General features: G+C 41.5%; 25 protein-coding genes. 23 read left to right on the top strand and 2 right to left on the bottom strand.

The window, feature by feature from the left end:
• Positions 1-40 precede the first annotated feature (40 nt).
• From D8877_RS06205 to D8877_RS06170, 8 genes are all read left to right on the top strand, one after another.
• Positions 41-325: a helix-turn-helix domain-containing protein gene (locus tag D8877_RS06205; RefSeq protein ID WP_125341321.1), complete on the top strand. Its 285-nt coding sequence runs from the start codon at positions 41-43 to the stop codon at positions 323-325.
• A 55-nt stretch (positions 326-380) separates the two neighbouring features.
• Entirely contained in the window at positions 381-707 is a 327-nt protein-coding gene (locus D8877_RS06200) for a DMT family transporter (protein ID WP_049553074.1), read from the top strand.
• Positions 708-710: 3 nt separating this feature from the next.
• Entirely contained in the window at positions 711-1,526 is an 816-nt protein-coding gene (locus D8877_RS06195; protein ID WP_125352739.1) for an SDR family NAD(P)-dependent oxidoreductase, read from the top strand.
• Between the two features lie 181 nt (positions 1,527-1,707).
• Positions 1,708-2,181 carry a hypothetical protein gene (locus D8877_RS06190; protein ID WP_125352737.1) on the top strand — a complete coding sequence of 158 codons (474 nt, stop codon included), beginning with the start codon at positions 1,708-1,710 and terminating at the stop codon, positions 2,179-2,181.
• Positions 2,182-2,285: 104 nt separating this feature from the next.
• A complete protein-coding gene (locus tag D8877_RS06185; protein WP_002897753.1) occupies positions 2,286-2,960 on the top strand; it encodes a response regulator transcription factor in 675 nt (224 codons plus the stop codon).
• Complete coding sequence (locus tag D8877_RS06180) at positions 2,950-4,341, top strand: sensor histidine kinase (RefSeq protein ID WP_125351426.1); 1,392 nt, start codon at positions 2,950-2,952, stop codon at positions 4,339-4,341. Before D8877_RS06185 ends, D8877_RS06180 begins: the two co-directional genes overlap by 11 nt.
• A gap of 159 nt (positions 4,342-4,500) precedes the next feature.
• Positions 4,501-4,887, top strand: coding sequence for a lactoylglutathione lyase (gloA, locus tag D8877_RS06175; protein ID WP_002895748.1), 387 nt, complete (start codon positions 4,501-4,503; stop codon positions 4,885-4,887).
• A 61-nt stretch (positions 4,888-4,948) separates the two neighbouring features.
• Positions 4,949-6,346 (top strand): polysaccharide deacetylase family protein, encoded by a 1,398-nt coding sequence (locus D8877_RS06170; RefSeq protein ID WP_125352735.1) that lies wholly within the window; start codon positions 4,949-4,951, stop codon positions 6,344-6,346.
• Positions 6,347-6,438: 92 nt separating this feature from the next.
• On the opposite strand, the gene D8877_RS06165 is transcribed toward D8877_RS06170, so the two are convergent.
• Positions 6,439-7,530 (bottom strand): DEAD/DEAH box helicase, encoded by a 1,092-nt coding sequence (locus tag D8877_RS06165; RefSeq protein WP_185760179.1) that lies wholly within the window; start codon positions 7,528-7,530, stop codon positions 6,439-6,441.
• Positions 7,520-8,530: a Gfo/Idh/MocA family protein gene (locus D8877_RS06160; protein ID WP_125341319.1), complete on the bottom strand. Its 1,011-nt coding sequence runs from the start codon at positions 8,528-8,530 to the stop codon at positions 7,520-7,522. The genes D8877_RS06165 and D8877_RS06160 overlap by 11 nt, the downstream gene beginning before the upstream one ends.
• A 79-nt stretch (positions 8,531-8,609) precedes the next feature.
• On the opposite strand from D8877_RS06160, the gene udk reads away from it, so the two are divergent.
• The 15 genes from udk to D8877_RS06085 all read left to right on the top strand — a co-directional run bounded on the left by udk (position 8,610) and on the right by D8877_RS06085 (position 22,959).
• Positions 8,610-9,245 (top strand): uridine kinase, encoded by a 636-nt coding sequence (gene udk, locus D8877_RS06155; protein ID WP_032909529.1) that lies wholly within the window; start codon positions 8,610-8,612, stop codon positions 9,243-9,245.
• Between the two features lie 164 nt (positions 9,246-9,409).
• Positions 9,410-10,078, top strand: coding sequence for a YoaK family protein (locus tag D8877_RS06150; protein WP_009660317.1), 669 nt, complete (start codon positions 9,410-9,412; stop codon positions 10,076-10,078).
• Positions 10,079-10,163: 85 nt separating this feature from the next.
• Entirely contained in the window at positions 10,164-10,604 is a 441-nt protein-coding gene (locus D8877_RS06145) for a hypothetical protein (RefSeq protein ID WP_009660452.1), read from the top strand.
• Between the two features lie 139 nt (positions 10,605-10,743).
• Positions 10,744-11,178 (top strand): hypothetical protein, encoded by a 435-nt coding sequence (locus tag D8877_RS06140; protein WP_002909948.1) that lies wholly within the window; start codon positions 10,744-10,746, stop codon positions 11,176-11,178.
• The gene (locus D8877_RS06135) at positions 11,171-12,886 is read left to right on the top strand and encodes a cutinase family protein (protein WP_032905769.1); all 1,716 of its coding nucleotides are present in this window, start codon (positions 11,171-11,173) and stop codon (positions 12,884-12,886) included. Before D8877_RS06140 ends, D8877_RS06135 begins: the two co-directional genes overlap by 8 nt.
• A complete protein-coding gene (locus tag D8877_RS06130) occupies positions 12,867-13,181 on the top strand; it encodes a hypothetical protein (protein ID WP_009660286.1) in 315 nt (104 codons plus the stop codon). Before D8877_RS06135 ends, D8877_RS06130 begins: the two co-directional genes overlap by 20 nt.
• An 11-nt stretch (positions 13,182-13,192) precedes the next feature.
• On the top strand, positions 13,193-13,504 hold the full coding sequence (locus D8877_RS06125) for a hypothetical protein (protein ID WP_009660319.1): 312 nt from the start codon (positions 13,193-13,195) through the stop codon (positions 13,502-13,504).
• A 519-nt stretch (positions 13,505-14,023) separates the two neighbouring features.
• A complete protein-coding gene (locus D8877_RS06120; protein ID WP_032905798.1) occupies positions 14,024-15,592 on the top strand; it encodes a 2-isopropylmalate synthase in 1,569 nt (522 codons plus the stop codon).
• 12 nt (positions 15,593-15,604) lie between these two features.
• Positions 15,605-16,642, top strand: a complete 1,038-nt coding sequence (gene leuB, locus D8877_RS06115) for a 3-isopropylmalate dehydrogenase (protein WP_009660482.1) — start codon at positions 15,605-15,607, stop codon at positions 16,640-16,642.
• Positions 16,639-16,905, top strand: a complete 267-nt coding sequence (locus D8877_RS06110; RefSeq protein ID WP_002913655.1) for a DUF1294 domain-containing protein — start codon at positions 16,639-16,641, stop codon at positions 16,903-16,905. Before leuB ends, D8877_RS06110 begins: the two co-directional genes overlap by 4 nt.
• 1 nt (position 16,906) lies before the next feature.
• Complete coding sequence (gene leuC, locus D8877_RS06105; protein ID WP_125352733.1) at positions 16,907-18,289, top strand: 3-isopropylmalate dehydratase large subunit; 1,383 nt, start codon at positions 16,907-16,909, stop codon at positions 18,287-18,289.
• 9 nt (positions 18,290-18,298) lie between these two features.
• The gene (leuD, locus tag D8877_RS06100; RefSeq protein ID WP_125352731.1) at positions 18,299-18,889 is read left to right on the top strand and encodes a 3-isopropylmalate dehydratase small subunit; all 591 of its coding nucleotides are present in this window, start codon (positions 18,299-18,301) and stop codon (positions 18,887-18,889) included.
• 99 nt (positions 18,890-18,988) lie between these two features.
• On the top strand, positions 18,989-19,768 hold the full coding sequence (locus D8877_RS06095) for an L-threonylcarbamoyladenylate synthase (RefSeq protein WP_002897734.1): 780 nt from the start codon (positions 18,989-18,991) through the stop codon (positions 19,766-19,768).
• A 250-nt stretch (positions 19,769-20,018) separates the two neighbouring features.
• Positions 20,019-21,692: an AAA family ATPase gene (locus tag D8877_RS06090; protein ID WP_125352729.1), complete on the top strand. Its 1,674-nt coding sequence runs from the start codon at positions 20,019-20,021 to the stop codon at positions 21,690-21,692.
• Positions 21,655-22,959, top strand: coding sequence for an McrC family protein (locus D8877_RS06085; protein ID WP_125352727.1), 1,305 nt, complete (start codon positions 21,655-21,657; stop codon positions 22,957-22,959). Before D8877_RS06090 ends, D8877_RS06085 begins: the two co-directional genes overlap by 38 nt.
• Positions 22,960-22,977: the final 18 nt, after the last annotated feature.

Raw genomic sequence — 22,977 nt, 5'->3', positions numbered from 1 at the left:
CAAACAACTAAAAAATAAGTATGATGAGGAGGAAAAGATAATGTTAGGAAAACAATTGAAGTTTATACGGGAGCAAAGAGGCTATAGCCAAGCTCAGATTGCAGAATCATTAGGAACGACTCGGCAGACCATCTCGAACTGGGAAAATGATAAGACGATTCTAGATAGTGCAAGTCTTATTCGTCTAGCCGATTTTTACCAGATTTCATTAGATGAGCTATGTGGTCGAAAAGCTTTATCTATCTCCAAAGATTCGAGCATAAAATCAATGATTTTGACAAATGCCTGTACACTTTGGACTTACTTTGTTTCATCTCTCGGATAGTTCTATTGATTTTCCTGCTAACTTTTTAGTTATTTAGAATATTAGGAGGAGAACAATGTTTTACTATTTTTATTTATCTCTCGCAATTCTATTTGAAATTGCCGCCACAAGTCTTTTAAAACTATCTCAAGGTTTTTCGAAACTATTTTTCGGTTGCCTTGCTTTGATGTTTTATGGCTTGTGCTTTTTCTTTTTATCTCTATCTTTAAAGGGCATTCAGGTAAATCTAGCTTACGCTATTTGGTCTGGGATAGGTCTAGTAGGGACAACAATATTATCTATTCTGCTTTGGCACGAAAAAGTAACAGCTGTAAGTCTTTTAGGGATAAGTCTAGTTATTGTCGGACTTGTTTTATTGAATTTATCACAAAAGACTCACTAGAGAATGGAGAATTATATGTTTGATAATTATTTTAAAAATAAAAAGGTTGTGATTATTGGTGCAAGTGGTAGTTTGGGAAGAGTCTATACACAAGCTTTTCATCAAGCAGGTGCTAGGTTATTTCTCTTAGGAAGAGATATAGATAAGTTAAAGATATTTGTGCAAGAATTTTCGTCTTTTATTCCAATAAGCTCAGTGGATATAACAAGTGAAGAGTCTCTAAAAAATGTAGTATCAGAGATACAAGAGTGGTCGGAATGTATAGATATTGTTATCAATGCAACTGGTTTTGATGTAAGAAAGTCTTTGTCAGCGCATTCCCTTGAGGACATAGAGCAGACACTATTGATCAATTTATCTGGCGCCATTCTGATTAGCAAGATTTTTCTGCCCTTATTAGCAAATGAAAAAGGTGCTACAATTGTGCATTCTGGCGGTTTTGCAGATGGGCGGCTCGCTTTCCCTTACTATAGCGTAGATGTGGCTAGTCGCGCAGGGATTTTTTCTTTTATTGAATCAATGAATCGCGAATTAAAGCAGGAGCAGAAAAAGGTGTATTTAACCTATTTTTGTCCCAATGCTGCGGACACACCCTCAGAAAAGCCTTACCATCCTGTTTGGAAAGAAATGGGAATTAAGATTTCAACTACAGACGAAGTTTGCCTAGCTTTGCTAAAAGGTATTAAGTCTCATCGAAGAGTCATCCTAATGGGGCGAGGGGCATCTTTGTTTGCTAAACTCAATCTTCTGTCTTCAAGATTAGCTGATTTTCTTTTATTAGATAAATATAGCCGTATATTGAAAAAGCACTTTGCATAATCCATTTTCCCTATCTTTCAGCCTTTTTTAAGAAAAAATTCAGTCCTGTTTAAGTAAAAATCTATATGATAATGCTATTCAAGTGAAAGGATGTGTATGGGATGACTTGTAAGCTGCATTAGCTTCTTGTTTGATAGAAACAGATTGAAAAATTTACAAAAGAAAGAAGGAATCGTATTAAATGGATATGGAAAAAATGATTGTTGTAGAAAAAAGCACCAAATGGTGGCTGACAGTTGCGACGGGTGGTGCTCTAGCAGTCGGACTTATGGGTGGCTATGGCCTTGCGACAGCTATTCACGGTACAAACAATCAGCAATCAGCTATTCAACAGACAGCTACTATGCCTGGAGCACCGGAGCAGGGGCAGAATGCAGGAAATGGAATGCTACCACAACCAGGTCAGAATGGTCAAAATGGTGGACCAGGTAATGGAATGCCGCCGCAGGATGGTGGTCCAGGACAGAACGGTCAAGACCAAGGAATGCCGCCTCAAGACGGCCAGCAGTCTGACAATGACAAGAGCAAGAATTCTTCTGCTCAGCAAAATGACAACGGGAAGAAAAACAAGAAAAAGTCTTCAACGAACACAAACGAACAATCGGACAAGAACAATAATAAGTCGACAAAAGAAAATAAAACGTCGCAGTCGTAGAAAAAACTTACTGATTTTGACCCAAGTCATGATATAATAAGAATAGCAAATAAAACAAAAACCAAAAGACATAATCTTGGAAAGTTTTATTGGAGGAAAGAAAAATGATTAAAATTCTATTGGTAGAAGATGACCTTGGACTGTCAAACTCAGTTTTTGATTTTTTAGATGATTTTGCAGATGTAATGCAGGTTTTTGATGGCGAAGAAGGTCTATATGAAGCAGAAAGCGGTGTTTATGACCTCATCTTACTGGATCTCATGCTGCCTGAAAAGGATGGTTTCCAAGTGCTGAAAGATCTCCGAGCGAAAGGAGTCACAACACCTGTTCTCATCATGACAGCTAAGGAAAGCTTGGATGACAAAGGACATGGCTTTGAGCTCGGAGCTGACGACTATCTGACAAAACCTTTCTATTTGGAAGAACTGAAAATGCGGATCCAAGCGCTCTTGAAACGCGCTGGTAAATTCAACGAGAATACTCTTTCTTATGGTGATGTAACTGTCAACCTATCTACAAATTCAACCACGAAGGCTGGTAAAGACGTAGAGTTGCTTGGTAAAGAGTTCGACCTCTTGGTTTATTTCCTGCAAAATCAAAATGTAATCTTGCCTAAGACTCAAATTTTTGACCGTCTGTGGGGCTTTGACAGTGATACCACTGTTTCCGTTGTCGAAGTGTACGTTTCAAAGATTCGTAAAAAACTGAAAGGAACGGCATTTGCGAAAAACCTACATACTCTTCGTAGTGTCGGCTACATTTTAAAAGATGCTGAATAAAATCAAGAAGACCTTTTATGCGGATGATTTCTCTTATTTCATTCGCTATTTTGGGTTGTTTACATTAATCTTCTCGGCCATGACCTTGATTATTATTCAGGTTATGCGCTCCAGCCTTTATACGTCAGTTGATGAAAATCTGAGGAATCTGAGTAATGATCCTAGTTCGGTTGCTGATTTGGCTTATCGGACGACAGGTCAGCAGTCTGATCCGAGCAATAAGGTCAATACTAAAAGTCCCAAAAACAATAAAGAGCCAGATGGTGATTCAGATGAAGAGCCTAAGCCTAACAATCTAACTACGCCAAATGTCAGCTCTAATACTTTTGCCCTGCTTTTGGATGATGATTATAAAAATATTTCCACCAGCAAGAGCGATGGTTTTCTAGACTTTAATTCATTAGAGTTTAACAAGTCCTATCTAAATCAAATCAAGGAAATTGTGATTGGCAACAGCTTTGGTCAGACAGAAAGCTATCGGGCGTATCTCTTTGATATTGATCCTAAAAATGAGTATCCTGATATCAAGTATGCTGTGGTCATGACTAGTATCAGCCAGCTTGAGCAGACCAGCAGCAAGCATGAGCAGTTGATTGCCATGGTCATGGTCAGCTTTTGGGGAATTTCCCTGATTGCCAGTATTTACCTTGCTCGGATGAGTGTCAAGCCTCTGCTGGAAAGTATCCAGAAGCAGAAGGCTTTCGTGGAAAATGCCAGTCACGAGCTACGGACTCCTCTGGCGGTATTGCAGAGTCGCTTAGAGACGCTCTTTCGTAAGCCTGAAGCTACAATTATGCAGAGCAGTGAAAATATTGCTTCTAGCTTGGATGAAGTACGCAATATGCGCTTGCTGACGACCAATCTGCTCAATCTGGCCCGTCGCGATGATGGCATTAAGCCTCAATATGGTGAAGTTGAACCAGAATTTTTTGATACGACCTTTGCTAATTACTGCATTATCGCAAGGGAGAATAAAAAAGCTTTTCATTCAGAAAATATGATCAAGCACCCTATTGTGACCGATCAAATTTTTCTCAAACAGCTGATGACTATTCTATTTGACAATGCTATCAAGTATACAGATGATGATGGCGTAATCAGTGTCATGGCTACTTCGACAGATCGCTACCTTATTTTCCGAGTGGCGGACAATGGTCCTGGTATCAGCGATGAAGATAAGAAGAAGATTTTTGATCGCTTTTATCGGGTGGACAAGGCTCGGACCCGTCAGAAAGGTGGCTTTGGTCTGGGACTTTCTCTGGCCAAGCAGATTGTCGATGCTTTCAAAGGCTCTATTTATGTCAAGGACAACAAACCAAAAGGTACGGTCTTTGAAGTTAAACTGCTACTGAAAGAAACGAAAAAGCGTTCTGTAAAATAGCGGGAGAGTGATTTTCATTGATAAATTTTTTGAAAAACAATTCTTAGCAGGCCTTATTGGCTTGCTTTTTCCTGACTTCCATTTACTTTTTTAAAAATTTAATATAAGTTTTGCCTAAAATAGGGTATAATAATAAACAAGAAAGAATGAGGTGAAATTATGGCATCAAAAATGTTACATACTTGTTTGCGTGTGGAGAATTTGGAAGCGTCTATTGCTTTTTATGCAGAGGCTTTTGGTTTTAAGGAGCTTCGTCGCAAGGATTTTCCAGATTATCAGTTTACTATCGTTTATCTAGGTTTGGAAGGTGATGATTATGAGCTTGAACTGACCTATAACTATGACCATGGTCCTTATGTGATTGGGGACGGTTTTGCTCATGTGGCACTTAGCACGCCAGACTTGGAAGGTCTGCACGCTGAGCACAAGGCCAAAGGCTATGAAGTGACAGATCCAAAAGGTCTTCCTGGCAACCCGCCTAATTATTATTTTGTAAAAGATCCTGATGGCTACAAGGTGGAAGTCATTCGTGAGAAGAGTCTCTAACATCTAGCTGCAGTTAATTTTGCAAGATAAATGATGAATTTTATTCATTTAGGACAGGTGTATGAAAAGACAAAATAACAAGAAACACGGTAAGAAAACACTCATTGTTCTCAGCTTGCTAGGTTTAGCTTTTGTTGCTGCTCTATTTCTGGGTGCTGTAAAAATTTACGCTATTTTCCAAGAAAAGGAACTGCAAGAGAAAGTTAGTGTGCTGATTGCCCAAGAAGAGACCCTCCACGCTGAAAATACTGAAAAGCAGAGCAAGATGATTGGCAGCCACTATGTGGAGTCCTTTTATCCTCTGCTAGATGGACAGGTCGTGGCAAGCGTCAAGGAGCAGATGGACGCAGATAGCCAGACGATTAAGGATAATCAGAAGAAGGGCGATAAGATTGAGGAATTGACCTTCTACTATGCCGAGGAAAAAGAAACGAGCCTGAAGGATGTTAAAGAAGTACTGGTGCATCGCAAGGACTATCATGTCAAAGAGATGAAAATCAGTAAAGGAGAAGAGCGGGAAGTTGCTGACAGCTACCTTGGTGCAGACGGCAGCCGTTTCACTCTGGATAAGCTCTTTCAGGATCCCGATGTAGCTAAGGAAATCTTCATCAACGAGATATCCAGCCAGCTGACCTTTAGACAGGCCGATGAGGCGGTGCAGACGGAAATTCTCAATACCCTCAATGGAACGGAATTGGGTCAGTGGTCCTTCCGTTATGAGTACAGCCATTTTTCTATTAAGCTGAGTAAGGAAGTGCAAGGCTTAACCAGCATTGACGTTCCTTTGTCTAGCTTTTATGACCAGATCAATGCGAACTATCTGACTGGAGATGACTTGGCAGCTTATCAGAGTTTCGAGGCTAAGAAGCATGTGAAAATGGTTGCTCTGACCTTTGATGACGGTCCAGATCCTAAGACAACACCGCAGGCTCTGGATATCCTCAAGAAATATGGTGCCAAGGCGACCTTCTTTATGGTTGGGCAAAACATTGCTGGTAATGAAGCGATCGTCAAGCGCGTGCACAATGAAGGTCATCAGATTGGGATTCATACATGGGACCATCCAGTCTTAACCAAACTTCCTCTGGAATCGGCCCAAAAAGAAATCCTTGATACCCAGACTGCTATTAACAATGTCATAGGCATCAAGCCAACGATTACGCGGCCTCCTTATGGAGCTATTAATGCTACAATTCAAAATTCGGTTGACCAGTCCTTTATCATGTGGAATGTAGACAGTCTAGACTGGAAGACACGCAATACTAAAGCCATTATGCAAGAGATTGCCAAAACCCAGCCAGGCTCGATTATCCTCATGCATGATATTCACCAGACCAGTATTGACGCTCTGCCAAGTGTTCTCGAGTATCTGAAGAGTAACGGCTATACTTTGGTAACGGTCGATGAGCTGCTGGAAGGCCAGCTAGAGCCGCATCGTATTTATTACGGCAGAGACTAAGACGGTCTTGGGGTTAGTTTTTTGAAATTCTTGTTGGCAATGAGTAAAAGCAAAAAGCTTTGGAAACATGAGATTTCCAAAGCTTTTTTAGCTTAACTCCTTACATAAAGCTCTTGATTTTTTAATACAATTTCTCGGACGGTGGCGTATTTTTTCAATGTTTTCAGCTCTTCTGTATGGCTGATGAAGGTAATCACGTAGCCTTCCTTGCCCATGCGGCCGGTTCGTCCAGAGCGGTGGGTATAGGTTTCTAAATCGCGCGGAAGCTCATAATTGACGACGCATTCTAGGGAGTCAATATCAATGCCGCGAGCAACTAGGTCAGTGGCTAGCAGGAGAGTAATCTGATGCTCTTTGAACTTATCCAAAATCACCTTGCGGAACTTAACGTTGACATCGCTGGCAAGAGAAACGGCATTGGCTTCATGATATTGGAGTTTTTCCTCAGCACTGCCTAGGTCTGACAGAGCGTTGAAAAAGACCAGTCCGCGGAAATCTTCAACATTGGATAACTTACGCAGCAACTCCACTTTATCACGTTTTTCGACTTGCATGTAAAAATGCTGGATGTTATCCAAAACTTGGTCGGCAATGCTGATTTCTAGAGTATTTTCAGCAATCTTGTCGTGGTCGAACTTAGCGGTGGCGCTCATATATACCAGCTGGTGGTCACGAGGCGCATAGTGGGTGATTTTATCGACAAAGTGATACTGAGAATCGCTGAGCAGCTGGTCAAATTCATCCAAAATAATGGTTTCGACATTCATCATCTTGATTTTCTTGAGCTTGGCCAACTCAAAAATCCGTCCAGGCGTTCCGATGATAATTTCTGGACCTTTCTTAAGGCGCTCGATTTGTCGCTTCTGACTGGAACCGGAGAGCAGGAGCTGGGCTGTCAGCCCTAAAGGCTCCGCCCAAGTCTTGCAGACCTCAAAGATTTGTCCAGCCAGCTCAGTATTAGGAGCTAAAATCAAGAGTTGTTGGGCTTTTTTAGGTGTCAGTTTGAGCAGACTGGGAAAGAGATAGGCCAGAGTTTTACCAGTACCAGTCGGACTGATTCCCAGCACCGTATCGCCTGCAGAAACAGAATCAAACATCTTCTCTTGAATAGCCGTCAAATCTTCAAAGCCTAGCTGAGCCAGCTGATTTTGCCAGCTCGGGGGAAATTGTTCCTTAATCATCATCAACCTCAAATCTAATGCCAGCGTCCTTTCGCATGGCAAATAAGCTTTCATGAACAGCCGCTGCCGCATCCAACCATTTCTCATAAGCCGCATCCTGTCCGCCCTTGAGCACTCGCGCGAAAGCCTGAGCTTCTTCCAGCATGGTATGGGAAGCACGCTGGATAGGCAGCACCTCTTCTTGACCGTCCAGATTTTGGAAAATAGCAGAGCTGATAAATTCAATCCCATCTAAAGTCAGAGTTCCCTGATCTGTGTAAATCTCTGCAGGCAGATTGCTGTTTATATTCTTACCGGCCTGAATCTGAACTTGAAAATCTGGATAGATAAGACAGCCGGCTCCATTTAAATCAATCGTATTAGCTAGCTGCTGGGCGCTGTAGCGAGCGAAGCGCGGATGGCCGAAAAGTCTGATAGCCGCATAGACGGGATAGACACCCAAATCCATCAAAGCGCCGCCAGAAAACTTAGCTGAGAAAACATTGGGCTGCTCTCCCGCAAGCAGAGCTTGCATTTTTGAAGAATATTTGGCATAGGTGAAGTTGGCTCCCAAGACGGTCTTGTCCTTGAGAAAATCACTGATTGTATCAAAGGCCTGCTCATGATAGTTGCGGGCAGCTTCAAAGAGATAGACTTGATGCTCGTCAGCCAGCTTGACCAATTCCCGCCATTCTTTGGGACGAGAAACCGCAGGCTTTTCAACAATGGCATGTTTACGAGCCAGAATAGCTACCTTGGCATGCTTGAAATGCAGGCTGTTGGGACTGGCGATATAAACGACATCAATATCGGACGACAGAAAGTCCAACATTTCAGTATAGACGGCTGTATTTTCATAGTTTTGCACAAAGCGCTCAGCAGAAGTTAAAGTCCGAGAGTAGACAGCAGCAAGTTGATAGTCGCCTGTTGAGTGAGCGGCCTTGATGAACTCATGAGAAATAGAACCTGTTCCGATGATTCCAAGTTTGAGCATAAAAACCTCCTTTTTTCTATTTTTAAGCATGTACTTTTTTTATTTTAGCTCTTTCATTATAACATGAATTGCGGTAAAATAGATAAGATAACAAGAGATGGAGCTTATAATGCAAAATAGACCTATTATTATTGGTGTAACTGGTGGTTCTGGAGGCGGAAAGACCAGCGTTTCTCGAGCAATTTTGGCTAATTTTCCAAACGAAAATATTGCCATGATTGAGCATGACTCCTACTATAAGGATCAGACGCATCTGACTTTTGAGGAGCGGGTGAAGACCAACTATGACCATCCTTTTGCCTTTGATACCGACCTGATGATTGAGCAAATCAAGGAGCTCTTGGCTGGTCGACCAGTGGATATTCCCACTTATGACTATACGGAGCATACCCGCAGCAAAAAGACCTATCGTCAGGAGCCTCAGGATGTGTTCATCGTTGAGGGGATTTTGGTCTTAGAGGACCAGCGCCTGAGAGATTTGATGGATATTAAGATCTTTGTGGACACAGATGATGACGTTCGGATTATTCGTCGTATTAAGCGGGACATGGAAGAGCGCGGCCGCAGTTTGGATAGCGTTATCGAACAGTATTTGGGTGTCGTTAAGCCTATGTACCATCAGTTCATCGAGCCGACCAAGCGCTATGCGGATGTCATCATTCCAGAGGGAGCTTCAAACAAGGTGGCTATTGACCTGATTACGACCAAGATTGAAAAAATCCTTAAGGAAGCCAGAGAGGGCTAGCACACGTAGCTTTCTGCTCGGTCATTTGAGGAAACAAAAGTTTGTGAATCTGGTGAATCGCAGTAGCTACAAGATTTTTGAAATATAATCTAGCAAGGGGAAGTGGACGGACTGAAATCTATGATTTTCGTAGTCTGGTCACTCCCTTATTTTGTAGGTGGTTTATGAAACAATTTGTAAAAAGAGAGTTTCACTCTCGTTCAAAATTTTTTGCCTGTCTCTTGACCTTTTGTGCAGGATTTATCGACGCCTATACCTTCATTGAGCGGGGAGGGACCTTGGTGGCAGGTCAGACAGGAAACGTCGTTTTCCTTTCGGTTGAGCTTATCAATCAGGAGACAAGAGGAATCGAAGTTAAATTGGCAACTATGCTGGCCTTTATGCTGGGGATTTTTCTGATGACTGTTTTTCAGCATCATTTTGAACATTCTTGGCGCAGGCTGTCCAGCGTTTTTCCTTTGATATTGACGACAGCTGTTGCTGGATTTTTGCCTGCAAATGTGCCTCATCTCTATATCGTGCCGCCACTGGCTTTTTGCATGGGACTAGTTGCGACCGCTTTTGGCGAGGTGGATGGCATTGTCTACAACAACTCCTTTATGACGGGGAATATCAAGAAAACCATGGTAGCTTTTGGCAACTATGCTCGAAACAAGAAAGGGAAAGATTTGAAAGAAGGCCTTTTCTTTGTAGCCCTATTAGCAAGCTTTGTAGTTGGAGCCATCATCTCTACCTATCTGATTCAATTTTACCTCCTGAAGACCATCTGGCTTGTTTCCCTGATTCTAACAGCCTTTCTCCTTTTCCGAGGCATTCAATATATGAGGAGATGAGGGTGTATATTCTTCTTAGAAACGAAGTGACTTAAGAAGTGATACTGTGAAATTCATAGAAAGTAGTAGAATATAAGAAAAAATGATGAAAAAAAGTAAAATGGCTACTCTATCAATCGTAGCGCTAACCACTTCTATGGTCGTAGGAGGGACGATTCTGACAGTTCAAAACAAAAGTTTATTCACAGATGGAATTTTCGATTTAAGAAGTCCAAGAGAGAAACAACTAGCTTATTTGAAGGAGCATAAAAAAGAAATAGAAGATTTTGTGAAGTCTTTAAATCCTAAAGTGGAGTCTGTTCAAATTGCTTGGGAAGAAACACGTTGGGAAGAAATAGGAAATGGAACACCGCAGGGTGAAGGTAATGTTATTCGAGTTTTTGGTGGTTTTAATCATATCAAAGATTCAAGTTGGAGTGTTTTGGTTTACATAAAAGATGGAAAGAACAATAAAGAAGATTTTATTGAAGGAATTGGAAGTGGGAGTCCGCTTCGTGTAGGAGGAAGAGGATTTGGCGAAGAGTAATTTAAAAAACTTTCATAATTTCTACGCAAATTTAGCGCAGTTTGTAAATTTCATATTTTACGGAATACTTTTCAAAATTATTTTTTAATGCATTCATGATATAATAATAGTAACTTCTCTTTACTTTGGAGGATAAATAATGAAAAAAAATAGATTAGCTATTCTTGCGATAGCAACCACTCTAGTCATAGGAGGGACGATTATGACAGTTCAAAACAAAAGTTTATTCACAGATGAGACTTTCGATTTGAGAAGTCCAAAAGAGAAACAGCTAGCTTATTTAAAAAAGCATGAAGAAGAAATGGCTGAATTTGTTAAATCCAGAAATCCTAAAGTTAAAAGTGTTCAGTTTGACTGGGGTAGTTTGACAATTGAGGATATAGGTAACGGAACTCCTCAAGGTGGGGGGAATATACTAACTTTAAGCGGAAGAATTAATAATATTGAAGATTCTGAATTTACTCTGGGTTTCCCGCTAGAACATAATAGAAACAGTATTCCTGATATTAAGAGAATTTCTGAAATGCAACCGATAAGAGTCTTGAAAGGCAATGTATGGGATATTTATGAGTAATAGTAATTTAAAAACTTTTGATAATTTTTATGGAGATTTAGCGCAGTCGGCTTATACTGGTCGTCCTAATAATTTTCCACCTAAAAATAACTCAACCAAAGTAAAAGTATTTGATTTCTCAAAAGAAGTAATTTATGATGAAGAAATCACCCCTGGAGGTAAGAATCTTCCTTATGATGGCAGGGTCTATTTACAACCTGATTCTGATTTGCACGATGTCAATAAAATTACCACCGTACCAGTACCTGATACGAACGGTATGAGACGTGAGCCACGTATTGTAGACAGCTATCAAAAGGGGTTAATGACTGACGAAAAAGCGGGCTTTAATTCTTATTTTTTAACGGATACGCCGACGTTGGGAAAAGATACCAAGAAAACTTATATGGCTATTCGAGGTAGCGATGGTTTTAACTTAGATAAGATACTTGAGCGGGGCATCAAAGCACTAAATTTGAATGATTGGATAGATAATGACGCTCAGTTTGCGTTTAATCACATCCATATTCCACAAGCTCCTTTGGCAACCGAGGCCATGAAAACTCGTATCCAAGAAATGAGAGAGAAAGCGCCTAATGCAACAATGGATCTTTCAGCACATTCGCTAGGGACCATGGTGACGGTTCAAGGAATAGCTGGATTGAGCAGTAATGATTTAGATAAGATTGGAAGAGTGGTCCTCTTTGATGGTCCGGATACTACCAAAAGCCTTTTAAAAATGGGATTAACTCCCGATCAAATCAAAGCCATAGGTAAAAAAATTGAATATTATGTCAATCCCTTTGACATGGTGAGTATGCTTAATAGAGAATATACAATTGCTCATTTACCTGAGGACGGTGAGCAATATCATGTAAGAGGTGAAGGTGGACCTGTTGGTAAAGTTAATATTGTGGTTCCCTTATACTATACCCAGAGTTTCGATTCTGAGAGTGCCCATGATTTTGGTGTTTTTCAGGGAGACGGTAAAGGTTCTTTTTTGACCGCTTCTGCTGATTATCATCCAGAACTGCTGAGAGCGGGTGAAAAGCTAGCTCGTCTAATTGCTAAAACTCTGGATGCTCTTCGAAAACTGGGAGTTGATGAAGAAACCGCTTCAAATATATTCAATTCTCTAATGAAAGGAGATCTTCCTGATAGGGCTGTTTTGGGGTATGCCTTCTATCATCAATTTGAGACAGAATACAAGGAAATTATTAGGGTTGCTCGCTTGGAATCTATGGCTTGGGATCGTGAAGCTATTACTCGCTATCAGGAACAGTTGGGAAATGGCAATCTTACAGGAGAAGATAGAATTTTGGTTCGTGCTCGTCTCCTTCAGACTGCAGCACAGCTGGCTATCTTTGAAATGGAAGATAAAGTTAAGCATGTCCAAACCTTATTGTCGGATGCCAAAGAATTTGTCCAAAATACAGTAAAGGATACGAGTACAGAGGCGATGGGAATGGTGACCTATCTGAGTGGTACAGAGGTAGCGAGTTTATTGGCTGATTTTAATGTTTCTCGTTTTTGGGATGATACGATTGAAAGCAACACAGAGACATCTGCAAAAGGCTTTATGACAGAGATTGAACAGTTGGGAATGACTTTGGTTAGAGCTAGTGGAGATTTTGCAGCAGTCGATACTCAGCAAGCTGAGGATTTCAATAATCTCTTGGCAGATGTAAAAGGAACATGGAGGGGTAAGAATGGTTCTGATAGTAAATGATGATGCCCTCATAACTAAAGCGGAGTTGGCAAAACAGTTTAAAGAAAAGATGAAAGAGCAGGAGCGGCAAGCTATCAAGGCTTTGATAGCAGCCAAAGAGCAGCTTATTCTTGCTAAAGGAGCGGAGTTAGCAACTCAGCTACAGGCGGCGGCTTTGGATATGAAAAATTATGCTTCTACTAACTATGTTAAAAACATTCAGGGTGGATTTGAAGGTAAGGCAGCGCAAGCTGCTGAAACTCATCTAACTCAGACGATGCAGATGCCTTCTTTGGATAGCCCGATTAAGGGTTAGGAGGTGAGGCAATGCTGAATAAAAAGAAGCTTCAGGAACTGGAAGATGAACATGCTCTAAAAATGCGTGAGTTTGATCGAGCAGAGACAGACTTAGATACATACTACTATAAGTTTGACAGAGAGACGAACAAACTCTTAGATGCGATTTCTTATGCATGTAGAGAGGTTCCTTTGACAGCGGTTCAACCTTATATTTTTCAAATAGAGGATAATCTGGATCAATACCATCAGCAATACAAAAGGCGCATAGACGATGTTCTAGAAGCTCGCTATCAGGAGAACAGACGCTTTCAGAATAAGCTGGATGAAGTGAGTAAATGAATCAAAATACTAAGAAAATTGGAAGAAGTGAGACTTACCCTGCTTCTTTTTCTTTCTCTTATTTTTGCTAATCTCCTCAAAAATAATCCAGCATATTAAAAATTTTCAGAAAATATCGACTTTTTCTTGACAGGTTTATGATACTGTGTTAAAATACTAAACAATAAGAAACCATCTCAAAAAGGAGTTAGTCAAACATGAAGTCAACCCAATCTTCAAACTTTGCTTTGTTGTTGCGTTACTCGGGCTAGTGCAAAAGCATTAGTCCTGTTTGGCTTACCAAGCGGGAGTAAATCAACATCTCGCTTGTTCCTCAAGTGAGATGTTTTTTATTTCACCTATCTTACCTCAAGCTCTGATGAGGAAGAAATGGTTTCTAAAGGAGCGACGGGAGTGGGAATGCATCTTGATTTTTCTGAAATCAATTTGTCTCATACCGTCTCAGTCATTGAACACGACCTAGAAGTTGGGGAAGAGTTTTTCCTAAATGGTCTATGTATCTTAGAAAAGGAGTTGTCTATGACACGCAAAGTTGAGTTTTTTGATACCAGCCTCCGGGATGGCGAGCAGACACCAGGAGTGAATTTCTCTATCAAGGAAAAGGTGGCTATTGCCAAGCAGTTAGAGAAGTGGGGGATTTCAGTCATTGAAGCCGGTTTCCCTGCTGCGAGTCCAGATTCTTTTGCGGCGGTGCAGGAGATTGCTAAAGTCATCACTAAAGCTTCCGTCACTGGTCTGGCGCGTTCGGTTAAATCTGACATTGATGCCTGCTACGAGGCGCTCAAGGATGCCAAGCATCCACAGATTCATGTCTTCATTGCGACCAGTCCTATTCACAGAGAGTTCAAGCTGAAAAAGTCCAAGGAAGAGATTTTAGAAGCTGTGAAAGAGCATGTCTCCTACGCGCGCTCCAAGTTCGATATAGTCGAGTTTTCACCAGAGGATGCAACAAGAACAGAGCTAGATTTCCTTTTTCAGGTGGTACAAACAGCGGTTGATGCAGGTGCGACTTATATCAATATTCCAGATACAGTCGGCTTTACTACTCCGGAAGAGTTTGCAAATATTTTCGACTACCTAGTGGCAAATGTGACTTCTGATCATAAGGTGGTATTTGGTGTTCATTGTCATGATGACCTTGGTATGGCAACAGCCAATACTTTGACGGCTATCAAGCACGGTGCTGGTCGTGTTCAGGGAACTATCAATGGAATCGGTGAGCGGGCTGGAAATGTAGCATTGGAAGAAGTAGCAGTTGCCTTAGAAATTCGTCAGGACTACTATCAGGTTGAGTCGGATGTCGTCCTTAATGAAACTATTAACACTTCTGAGCTGGTATCCCGCTTCTCAGGTATTCCAGTGCCTAAGAACAAGGCAGTCGTTGGTGGCAATGCCTTCTCTCATGAGTCCGGTATCCATCAGGATGGCGTTCTTAAGAATCCACTGACCTATGAAATCATCACACCTGAGCTGGTTGGAGTCAAGAGCAATTCACTACCGCTTGGCAAGCTGTCTGGCCGCCATGCCTTTGTCGAAAAACTCAAAGAATTGGCTCTGGACTTTGCAGAATCTGAAATTAATGATCTCTTTGCTAAGTTTAAGGTCTTGGCTGATAAGAAAAATGAAGTCACAGACGCTGACATTCGGGCTCTGATTGCCGGAACGACTGTCGAAAATCCTGAAGGCTTCCACTTTGATGATCTGCAGTTGACGACCAATGACGACCATACCATCACAGCGGATGTGCAGCTGGTTAATGGTGACGGCGAGACGGTTAGCTGTGTGGCAGAAGGTAAAGGAAGCGTTGAAGCTATCTTTAATGCCATTGACCAATTCTTTAACCAGTCTGTTCAGCTTTTATCTTATAACATCGAGGCGGTGACGGATGGTATTGACTCTCAGGCTCGCGTCTTGGTAGCTGTTGAAAATACGGATACAGATACAATTTTCAACTCCTCTGGTATTGACTTTGATGTTCTTAAGGCCAGCGCCATTGCCTATATCCATGCCAACACCTTTGTGCAAAAGGAAAATGCGGGTGAAATCGGCCACCAGGTATCCTACCGCGATCTGCCTGCAAGTAATTAGAAGGAAGCGACTATGACAAAAGAAATTGTAGCTCTGGCGGGTGACGGTATCGGTCCAGAAATCATGGAAGCTGGTCTCCAAGTACTGGCTGCTGTTGCGGACAAGTTCGGTTTTGCTTATCATATCACGGAGAAAGCTTTTGGGGGTGCTGGTATTGATGCGGAAGGTCATCCTCTCCCTCAGTCAACTCTAGAAGCGGCCAAGGAGGCGGATGCTATTCTCCTAGCAGCTATCGGCAGTCCCCAGTATGATAATGCCCCAGTTCGACCGGAGCAAGGATTGCTTGCTCTGCGGAAGGAGCTTGAACTCTATGCCAATATCCGTCCAGTTAAGATTTTCGATGCTCTTAAGCATTTGTCGCCTTTGAAAGCTGAAAGAATTGCTGGTGTGGATTTCGTGGTCGTGCGTGAGCTGACTGGTGGGATTTACTTTGGCGAGCATATTTTGGAGGACAGATCTGCGCGTGATATCAATGACTACAGCTACGAAGAGGTGGAGCGAATTGTCCGTAAGGCTTTTGACATTGCGCGTGGTCGCAGAAAGCGCGTGACCAGTATTGACAAGCAAAATGTACTAGCAACATCCAAACTCTGGCGCAGAGTAGCAGATGAGGTGGCCAAGGATTATCCAGATGTGACCTTGGAGCACCAGCTGGTGGACAGCGCTGCGATGCTCATGATTACCAATCCTGCTAAGTTTGATGTTGTGGTAACGGAAAATCTTTTTGGAGATATTCTATCCGACGAGTCCAGTGTCTTGTCAGGGACGCTGGGAGTTATGCCATCGGCCAGTCATTCGGCATCTGGACCAAGTCTTTACGAGCCCATCCATGGTTCGGCTCCAGATATTGCGGGGCAGGGCATTGCCAACCCTATCAGCATGATACTTTCTGTATCCATGATGCTGCGGGATAGTTTTGCAGAGGTTGAAGCTGCAGAAGCGATTGAAGCAGCGGTGGAGAAGACTTTGGCTCAGGGTATCTTAACCCGAGATTTGGGTGGTCAGTCAGGGACAGCTCAAATGACGGAGTCAATTATTAATAATTTATGAAATGGATATTAACAGGTATTTGCCTACTTTGGAACCTTATCGTTTTCCTGCTTTATGGCTGGGATAAGCGTAAGGCTAAGAAAAATCACTACCGCATTCCAGAGAAGACTTTGCTCTTGTCAGCATTGGCAGCCGGAGGTTTGGGCGCTTTATTAGGCGGTCGACTCTTTCACCACAAGACCAGAAAATGGTATTTCTGGCTGGCTTGGATTTGCGGAATAATAGTGGAAATCGGAATTTTATATTACATATGGAGAAGCTAGTATGGCTGGAAAATCGATTTTTGATAAGCTGTGGGAAAGGCATCTGATAACTGGTGAAGAAGGCCAGCCCCAGCTTATGTATGTGGATCAGCATTATATTCATGAAGTGACCAGCCCTCAGGCTTTTCAGGGCCTTCGAGATGCAGGTCGCAAAGTTAGACGGCCGGATTTAACCTTTGGAACCTTTGACCATAATGTTCCTACGGTCAATATCTATGATATTCGGGATGTGATTTCCAAGGCTCAGATTGATAAACTTTCTGAGAATGTCAAGGATTTTGGTATTGAGCATGCAGCTCACGGATCGGAACTGCAGGGGATTGTTCATATGGTTGGACCCGAAACGGGCAAGACGCAGCCGGGCAAATTCATCGTCTGTGGCGACAGTCACACGGCTACTCACGGAGCCTTTGGAGCTATTGCTTTTGGAATCGGTACTTCAGAAGTAGAGCACGTCTTTGCCACGCAGACCATTTGGCAGGTCAAGCCTAAGAAAATGCTGGTCAAATTTACCGGAGTGCCACCTAAAGGTGTCTATTCCAAGGACTTTATCCTCGCTCTGATTGCCCGATATGGTGTGGCTGCAGGTGTCGGTCATGTGGTCGAGTATGTTGGTGATGCGATTGACCATCTGACCATGGAAGAGCGTATGACCATCTGCAATATGTCCATAGAGTTTGGCTCTAAGATGGGCATTATGAATCCCGACCAGAAGACCTATGATTACGTTCAAGGGCGGCCGGGCGCTCCTAAGGACTTTGAGGCGGCGGTGGCTGATTGGAAGACTCTAGTCAGTGATTCTGATGCTGTCTATGATAAAGTCATTGAGATTGATGTTTCCCAGTTGGCACCTATGGTGACTTGGGGAACCAATCCTTCTATGGGAGTAGAGTTCGGCTCGGCTTTCCCTGAAATCCGTGATATGAACGATGAGCGGGCCTACAATTACATGGACCTCTCCCCTGGTAAGAAAGCAGAAGATATTGAGCTGGGTTATATCTTTATCGGCTCTTGCACCAATGCCAGACTCAGCGATTTGCAGCTGGCAGCTAAGTTTGTCGCTGGCAAGCATATTGCTCCCAATCTAACAGCTATCGTCGTGCCAGGTTCTCGCCCAGTCAAGCGGGCTGCTGAAAAGATGGGACTGGATAAAATTTTCATGGATGCAGGCTTTGAGTGGCGCGATCCGGGCTGTTCCATGTGTCTGGGAATGAATCCAGACAAGGTGCCAGACGGAGTTCACTGTGCCTCTACTAGTAATCGGAACTTTGAGGATCGGCAGGGATTTGGAGCTAAGACACATCTTTGTAGTCCAGCCATGGCAGCAGCGGCAGCCATTGCCGGGCACTTTGTAGACGTCCGCCAGCTACCGGAGGTCCAGTAAGGAAGGTTTATGGAAAAATTTACAATCTACACGGGGACAACAGTGCCCCTCATGAACGATAATATTGATACGGACCAAATTTTACCCAAGCAGTTTCTCAAGTTGATTGATAAAAAAGGCTTTGGCAGGTACCTCATGTACGCTTGGCGCTATCTGGACAATCAGTACACCGAAGATCCTGATTTCGTCTTTAACAGACCAGAGTACCGCAAGGCGACTATTCTGATTACAGGGGACAATTTCGGAGCTGGTTCCTCTCGGGAGCACGCTGCCTGGGCCTTGGCTGACTATGGCTTTAAGGTAGTTATTGCCGGATCTTTCGGGGATATTCACTACAATAACGAGCTTAATAACGGTATGCTGCCTATCGTCCAGCCACTGGAAGTCCGGCAAGCCTTGGCGAATCTGAAGCCGACGGATCAAGTGACGGTGGATTTGGAGCAGCAGAAGATTTTTTCGCCGGTGGGAGAATTCTCCTTCGACATTGATGGTGAATGGAAGCACAAGCTCCTCAACGGTCTGGATGATATCGGTATTACACTCCAGTATGAGGATTTGATTACAGAATATGAAAAGAATCGTCCATCTTATTGGCAGTAACCTTATTTTTGATATATTGAGAAAATTCTGAAAAAACCTTGTATCCGATAAAAATATATGGTAAAATAAATCTTAATTTAATAGAAAAGGAAGAAACTTATGACAAAACACATTCAATGGAACGGACAGCTTTCACAAGAAGGTTATGACATCTTGAAAGGCGACGGCGGCTGTATCGTTTGCCCGACCAAGGTGGGTTACATCATCATGACCAGCGATAAAGCTGGCTTGGAGCGTAAGTTCGAAGCTAAGGCTCGTAACCGTAATAAGCCAGGTGTTGTCCTCTGTGGCAGTATGGATGAGCTCCGTGCTTTGGCTCAGCTGAATCCGGAAATTGAAGCTTTTTATCAAAAGCATTGGGATGAAGACATCCTCTTGGGCTGTATCCTACCATGGAAGCCAGAAGCTTTTGAAAAGCTCAAGGCATTTGGCGACGGTCGGGAAGAGCTGATGACAGATGTTCGTGGCACTAGCTGTTTTGTTATTAAGTTTGGTAAGGCGGGCGAGCAGCTGGCAGCTAAGCTTTGGGAAGAAGGCAAGATGGTTTATGCATCCTCAGCCAACCCATCCGGTAAAGGAAACCGCGGCAAGGTCGAAGGAATTGGCGAGCGCATCGAAAATGCTGTTGACCTCGTCATTGAAGCAGATGATTATGTAGCTTCTATCCAGCCAGATAAGACCATTGAAACTCGCTACGAGCAAGGTGTTATGGTCTCTATGGTAGACAAGGATGGAAAACTGATTCCAGAACAAGGTGGGCAACGTTCCATCTCACCAGCACCAGTGGTCATCCGCAAAGGCTTAGACATTGACAAAATCATGATGCACTTGTCTGATACTTTCAACTCATGGGATTACCGTCAGGGTGAATATTACTAAGATAAAAAGAAGCTCAGTGTAGGAGAGAAGATCTTCTTCCGCACTGAGCGCTTTTTGTTTATAAATTCTTTTCTTTTTCCTATAATTATGCTATGATAAAGAAAAGCTATATTATCCTTTTAAAATTAGGTTTTTTTAATTCTTATATCATAATGTAGAGCGCTATCTGTATTGTTTTCGCAGCAACTCAAAGGATTAGAAAATGAATATAAGATTTTAAAGGTTAGGTTAAAAAGTTGGAGGATTTTTTATGGAAAATAAAGTAGATTACTGGATGATAGTAGCCGGAAGTGGTGGAAGCTTATGGGAGCTTTTTAAAAAAGAGAAGATTGCGTGCATTGATTTTAGTTCAGATCTAGGAAATCTTTTAGACTATACGAGTCCAGAAGATTTAAATCAAGGAACTAGACAAAATCAGTTCATCTGGCAATTTGCTCATGATATAAAGGTAAATGATTATATTATTGCAACTTCTGGATTTGATAGAATTTTTGGTATTGGGCGATGTGTAGAAACTTATTATTATGATGATAGAAAGCAAAAATTTAGACATTGTATTGGAGTTGATTGGTTAAAAGCAGATGGTGAGTGGAGATATCAAAATAAAAAAGGAGCTAGGCAGACTGTAAATTGGGATAGATCTACCGAGCGTATTAATTTATATAAATCTATTTTGAATGGCACGTATGAAAAAAAGAAAGAAACATCTGTTATGAATAAAAATATAAATAATTACATAGAAAAACTAGAAAAATCCAAAAACCTCATCCTCCGTGGTGCTCCTGGTACGGGAAAAACCTATCTTGCTAGACAAATTGCAAGGGAGTTGACTGGAGGAAATGAGGAACAAATTGATTTTGTTCAATTCCATCCCTCTTATGACTATACAGATTTTGTAGAGGGATTGCGGCCGCTTCCAAGTGATGATGAGCAGATTAGCTTCGGCTTACAAGATGGAATTTTTAAGAAATTTTGCGAAAGAGCTAAATTAGCGCAAAAGACAGGCGGTCAGGATAATTTTGAGGAAGCCTGGGAATCTTATTTGGAGTTTATAAATACCACTGAAGAGAAGGAGTATTTAACAAAGACATCTTACTTGTCAGTTAATAGCAGGCAAAATTTATCTGTCAATTATGATAGTGGAGCATCTGGATGGACATTGCCTCGACATTATGTTTATGAATTATATAAAAATAAGAATTATGATAAACAAAGATATTATAAGAGTAGCGGGAAAACAGTTCTAAAAGTCTTGAAAGAAAGGTTTTCATTAAAAACTTATAAAGAAGCAGCTGAAATACCAAGTATTAAAAACTTCGTCTTCATCATCGATGAAATCAATCGTGGTGAGATTTCTAAGATTTTTGGTGAACTTTTTTTCTCCATTGATCCGGGCTATCGTGGTAAGGATGGAGAGGTTTCGACCCAATATGCTAATTTACATGAAACTAATGAGAAGTTTTATATTCCTGAAAATGTCTACATTATCGGAACAATGAATGATATTGACCGCTCGGTGGATACCTTTGATTTTGCCATGCGCCGTCGTTTCCGTTTTGTAGAAATCACGGCTGAAAGTCAGCTTGGAATGCTTGATGAACCTCTTGGAGATGGAGCTGAAGAAGCGAAAATGCGTCTAAGAAACTTGAATGCTGCCATAGAAAAAGTAGAAGAGCTCAATAGTCATTACCATGTTGGGCCAAGTTATTTCCTTAAGTTGCAGGAAGTAGACTTTGACTATGAATTGCTCTGGTCCGATTATATTAAGCCGCTCCTAGAAGATTACTTGCGAGGTTCTTATGATGAGGTTGAAACTTTAGAAACTTTGAAAAAGGCATTTGATAAGACAAGCAACGAGCGAACCAATCAGTCAATAACTGGTGACAATGAAAGCGATGGAAGTGACGATACGGATAACAGATAACCAGCAACTTATAAAAAAAGAGGATTTTGTTGAAATCTACCCAAAAATTAGTCAGGTACTTTTAGATAGAACTTTAGAAAGTCTTTCTCAAGAGGATGGTATTTTCATTTTTCCTAATGACTTGAAAAATACTTCTGACTTGGACAAGGACCAGAAAATTTTTGAAACTGTAAATCAGAATATTAAGACAGGAAATGTGATTGGTTTTCTGGGTTACGGTCAGGAAAGATTAACGATTTCCTCTCGTTTTTCAAATGCAAATAACGACTATTTTTTACATTATCTCTTGCAGAAGGTCCTCAATATCAATCTCACTAATTTGGATGTTGGTTTATCTAGTGAAGATAAACTCTATCAACTATTGGTTTACCTCTTTCCAAAATATCTGCAAGCAGCTTTGAGAAAAGGACTTTATAAGGAATACCAGCGATTTTTCCATAATGATAGCCATGTGAAGGGAGCGATTGATGTAGGAAAACATCTTAAGAAAAATGTTCCTTTTATGGGAAATATTTCCTACACTACTAGAGAGTTTGCTTATGATAATCCATTGATGCAGCTGATTCGACACACCATTGAGTATATTAAGGATCAGAAAACAATTGGAAGTGGAGTGTTTGATGCTAAACGTGAAAATGTAACAGAAATTATCCGCGTGACTCCGTCTTATAAACTAGCTGATCGTGTTAAGATTATCAGACTAAATCAAACTAAACCTGTCCGTCATGCCTATTTTCGAGAATATAGAAAATTACAGGAACTCTGTCTGTTGATTCTGAGTTCAGAAAAGCACGGTTTAGGATTTCAAGAGCAAAAAATACACGGTGTTCTTTTTGATGTTGCTTGGCTTTGGGAAGAGTATGTCCAGACATTATTGCCAGAAGGTTTTATCCATCCACGAAATAAAGAAAAGACGGATGGCATTTCTGTATTTAGCAGTCATGTTCGAAAAATTTATCCAGACTTCTATCATAAAGATTTTAAAATCGTACTAGATGCCAAATATAAAAAGCTAGAATTTACTGAAAAAGGAATCAATCGTGAGGATTTATATCAACTGATTTCCTATACATACATTTTAGAAGCTAAAACAGCCGGTCTTATTTTCCCAAGCGTGGGGAAGGTTGTTGATAACGACATAGGTAAATTATCAGGTTACGGGGCGCTCTTGAAAAAGTGGTCCATTCTTATTCCTCAAGAAGCTGAAAGTTATGACCATTTTGTTCAACAGATACATCAATCGGAAAAAATAAATTTTAGATTTTAAAGCAGGTTCAACCTGCTT

Origin of the sequence: Streptococcus sanguinis (assembly GCF_003943735.1) — a bacterium.
GTDB lineage: Bacteria > Bacillota > Bacilli > Lactobacillales > Streptococcaceae > Streptococcus > Streptococcus sanguinis_E.
This window is presented reverse-complemented; position numbering and strand designations above follow the sequence as displayed.